Origin of the sequence: Burkholderia sp. Ac-20392 (assembly GCF_017104585.1) — a bacterium.
Classification (GTDB): domain Bacteria; phylum Pseudomonadota; class Gammaproteobacteria; order Burkholderiales; family Burkholderiaceae; genus Burkholderia; species Burkholderia lata.
In genome coordinates, this window is sequence record NZ_JAAGPB010000649.1 from 1 (window position 1) to 4,045 (window position 4,045).

Consider the following 4,045-nt stretch of genomic DNA (forward strand, 5'->3'; position numbering starts at 1 on the left):
GGCCTTCGCCGTGCTGCCGGCATTTCTCGCACGCATCCAGCACGTCGCACCACAGTTGCGGATCCGCGTCGTGCATTCGGACCGGAAGATCTCCGTCGACGAACTCGCGGCCGGCCGCATCGATTTCCTCCCCCGCTCCCACCGCGCATCGGCCGCCGCCGCCCGAACCCGACCCGCCGTGCTCGCCGCCGCCTTCCCCCTCGGCACCGATGCGACCGGCGCCCGCGTCCCGATCGTGCGTGGTTCCTCGCAATTCGTCTTTTGTGCGCGCGCAACAATGGCGATGCCTCGCGCCCGGCGCCCTGCGGGTCACTCGCCTCCCGCTCGGCACCGGGCGCGACGGTCTTCGAAAACCACATCTCACGAGGACATACCATGCAACTCCAATCCCATCCCGCGTGCCGCCCGTTTTATGAAGCCGGCGAACTCACGCAACTGACTGCCTTTTACGAAGAGGGCCGTAATGTCATGTGGATGATGCTGCGATCGGAGCCGCGGCCGTGCTTCAACCAGCAACTCGTTACCGACATCATCCATCTCGCACGCGTCGCACGCGACTCGGGCCTGCCGTTCGACTTCTGGGTGACGGGTTCGCTCGTCCCCGAGCTGTTCAACGTCGGCGGCGACCTGAGCTTTTTCGTCGACGCGATCCGCAGCGGCAAGCGCGACCTGCTGATGGCCTATGCGCGCTCGTGCATCGACGGCGTGTACGAGATCTACACGGGCTTCGGCACCGGGGCGATCTCGATCGCGATGGTCGAGGGCAGCGCGCTCGGCGGCGGGTTCGAGGCCGCGCTCGCGCATCACTACATGCTCGCGCAGAAGGGCGTGAAGCTCGGGTTCCCCGAGATCGCGTTCAACCTGTTCCCGGGCATGGGCGGCTATTCGCTCGTCACGCGCAAGGCCGATCGGGGCGTTGCGGAGCAACTGATCTCGACCGGTGAAGCGCACGCAGCCGAGTGGTACGAGGATCGCGGCCTGATCGACCAGACGTTCGACGCGGGCGACGCGTATCTCGCGACGCGCACCTTCATCGACGTGATGAAGCCGAAGCTGAATGGCGTGCGCGCGATGCTGCGCGCGCGCGAGCGGGTGTTTCAGCTCACGCGCTCCGAGCTGATGGACATCACGGAAGCGTGGGTGCATGCGGCGTTCACGATCGAGCCGAAGGATCTCGCGTACATGGAACGCCTCGTGATGCTGCAGAACCGGCGCGTGTCGAAGCTGCGCACGGTGTAATGCGACGGGCGCCGCCGCGGGCCGGCGGCGCCCGCTCGGGAACGAAGCTCAGGCGATCAGCCTGAGCTTTCTCGTCTCCGCGAGCCACGCCTCGAACGCCTGGGCCGGCATCGGGCGGGCGAAGTAGTAGCCCTGCGCATGATCGACGTCGAGCTGCTTGAGGAATTCGGCTTCCGCATGCGTTTCGACGCCTTCGGCGACCACCGCGAAATTCAGCGCCTTCGCGAGCGACACGACCGAGCGCACCAGTGCCTGCGAGCGCGGATTGCGGTCGATGCCCGTGATGAAGCTGCGGTCGAGCTTGATCGCGTCGAGCGGCAGGCGCGACAACTGCGACAGCGACGAATAGCCGGTGCCGAAATCGTCGAGATGGATCTCCGCGCCGAGCTGGCGGAACTGCCGCATCAGCCCGTTGGCCGCGTCCTCGTCCTCGATGAAGCAGCTTTCGGTCAGCTCGATGTCGAGCAGGCCGGGCTTGAGCCCCGCGGCGTCGAGGATCGACGCCATCTGGTGCACGATGTTCATGTCCTGCAACTGCCGCGCGGACACGTTCACCGCGATCCGGATGCCGAGCCCCTTCGCCTTCCATGCGGCGGCCTGCGCGGCCGCGGTACGCATCACCCAGCGCCCGAGCGGCGCGATCAGGCCCGACTCCTCCGCGAAGCGGATGAACTCGACCGGCGCGACGAGCCCGCGATCGGGCGACTGCCAGCGGACCAGCGCCTCGACCCCGTGCACGTCGCCGGTCGCGATATCGACGACCGGCTGGTAGTGCAGCACGAACTGCTCCTCTTCGAGCGCCTTGCGCAGGTTCGTGTCGAGCCACATGTACTTCGCGACCTTCTGGTTCATCTCCAGCGAGAACACGCGATACGTATGCTTGCCCTCTTCCTTCGCGACGTACATCGCCGTATCGGCGCTGCGGATCAGCGTCTCGAGCGAATCGCCGTGCTGCGGATGCATCGCGATGCCGATCGAGCAGCTCGTGTAGACCTCCATCAGCCCGAGATGAATCGGCGTGCGCAGCCGTTCGAGAATGATCTGCGCGGTCGCTTCGAGCAGCGGCCGCGTGCCGTGCTCGAACAGCACGAGGAATTCGTCGCCGCCGAGCCGCGCGAGCGTCGCGCCGGACGGCAGGCAGCCGCTGATGATCGCCGACACGTCCTGCAGCAGCCGGTCGCCGGTGATGTGCCCGTAGTGATCGTTGACGCGCTTGAAGTTGTCGAGATCGAGGAACAGGATGCCGACCTGCCCGCGCGTCGCGGCCGTCTCGGCCGCGATCGCCGCGTGGATGCGCTCGCTGATCGCATGCCGGTTCGGCAGGCCGGTCAGCACGTCGGTGTTCGCGAGTTCGCTGAGCCGCTGCTGCGCGCTGCGCTCCTCGGTAATGTCGATGCCCGAGCAGATCAGGAATTGCTCGTCGACGCCGCTGCCGCTCTGCACGAACTTGTTGCGGAACTGGAACAGCCGCGGCCCGTTGACCGTGTTGATGTAGCGCTCGACCGCGAACGAGTGGTTGCTCGCGAAAAAGCCCGTGATGTTGCTGCGCGACTGCGCGCCCTGCTCGGGCGTCATGAACAGCTCGAACGCGCTGCGGCCGATCACGTCGACCTCGCGCTTGCCCGTCACTTCCTCGCACAGGCGGTTGAAGCGCTGCACCATCCCGTTGCGGTCGAGAATCACGACGAGCGAATTCACTTCGGACACGACCTGCTCGGCGAACGCGAGCCCGTGAGCGAGATCGCCCGCGACGGATTCGGCATCGGAATAGGCGGACGCCGTGCCGGCCCAGTTGGTCGTGTCGACCTTCCGGCCGACGAGATGGAGGCGAACCGGTTCGCCGAACAGCGTGATGTCGAGCACGAGGTGCGACGTGACGCCGGTCAGCGCGCGGATGTGCGCGGCCTGTTCGCCCGTCAGCGCGACGGCGACGTTGGTCAGGCCGCGGACGGCCGCCAGTTCGAGTGCATTGCTGTCGCTGCCGAGACGCCAGCAGGGGCTGCGCGTACCGACGTGCGCTTCAAGCACCGCGCTATCGTTTTCGTCATCCATGGAGACGCCCCGATCCAGAAAAAACGCACAGTGTAGACGGAGGCGAGCCGGCCGACCGCCGTTCCGGGCCGCGCGTCGTGCGCGCCCGGCAAGGCGACCGTGATTGCCGTGATGATGGGCCTCGTCCCGTACTTGTTTCCAGCTAATGCGACCCGGCGTTCGCGCATGATGCGCGCAGGTGCTGCCTAACGAATGATGAGAGCCATCTTATCAAATGACGATCAGGATTGGCACTCACATTTAGAGCAGAGTGTCAAGGAATTGGGACTCGATTGGCAAGCCGGATTTTTCATGATTGGCAGCTCGCTCAATTGCGGTTGCGGCGGTGCGCAACGGGGGTGGCGAGTCGGGCTGATCGCCCCGCCAGGCGGGCGTTTGCGGCAGATTCCAGCATTCGGGGAAAGCGCTGTGACACGACCGTGACGACAGGGTCGGATCGCCGTCCGGCGACCCGACTTTCCGTCGACTTTGATTCCTTTCGTGCGTTAATGCGCGACTTTATTCCACAGTCCGTTGCAATGCCGTTCGAGCCCCGGCGTGGGGCGCCGGCGCCGGTTGCACGGGTCAGCCCGCCGCGCCGTATCCGCCGCCGCCCGGCGTTTCGACGACGAACACGTCGCCCGGCGCCATCTGCGCGCGGCCGATATGGTCGAGCGCCTCGACCGTGCCGTCCGCGCGCTCGATCGTGTTGCGGCCGAGCGCGCCGGCCTCGCCGCCCGCCGCGCCGAACGGCGCATGGATCCGGTTGTTCGAC

Annotated in this window: 3 protein-coding genes and 1 pseudogene; 2 read left to right on the plus strand and 2 right to left on the minus strand. The window is 66.4% G+C overall.

Annotated elements, in window-relative coordinates; genetic code table 11:
- Both G3N99_RS42190 and G3N99_RS36195 read left to right on the plus strand, forming a co-directional pair.
- Positions 1-127, plus strand: a pseudogene (locus G3N99_RS42190) (LysR family transcriptional regulator); the annotation flags it as partial.
- A gap of 248 nt (positions 128-375) precedes the next feature.
- Positions 376-1,239, plus strand: a complete 864-nt coding sequence (locus tag G3N99_RS36195; protein WP_174944810.1) for a crotonase/enoyl-CoA hydratase family protein — start codon at positions 376-378, stop codon at positions 1,237-1,239.
- A gap of 48 nt (positions 1,240-1,287) precedes the next feature.
- On the opposite strand, the gene pdeR is transcribed toward G3N99_RS36195, so the two are convergent.
- Complete coding sequence (gene pdeR, locus G3N99_RS36200; RefSeq protein WP_174988496.1) at positions 1,288-3,291, minus strand: cyclic di-GMP phosphodiesterase; 2,004 nt, start codon at positions 3,289-3,291, stop codon at positions 1,288-1,290.
- A gap of 564 nt (positions 3,292-3,855) precedes the next feature.
- Positions 3,856-4,045: hydantoinase B/oxoprolinase family protein (locus tag G3N99_RS36205; protein ID WP_205820010.1), on the minus strand; the 190-nt coding region annotated here is incomplete at its 5' end.

What these genes read in the sequence shown, in the direction of transcription:
- G3N99_RS36195 (WP_174944810.1), top strand. Translation starts at nt 376, where the DNA reads ATGCAACTCCAATCCCATCCCGCGTGCCGCCCGTTTTATGAAGCCGGC.
- pdeR (WP_174988496.1), bottom strand. Translation starts at nt 3,291, where the DNA reads ATGGATGACGAAAACGATAGCGCGGTGCTTGAAGCGCACGTCGGTACG.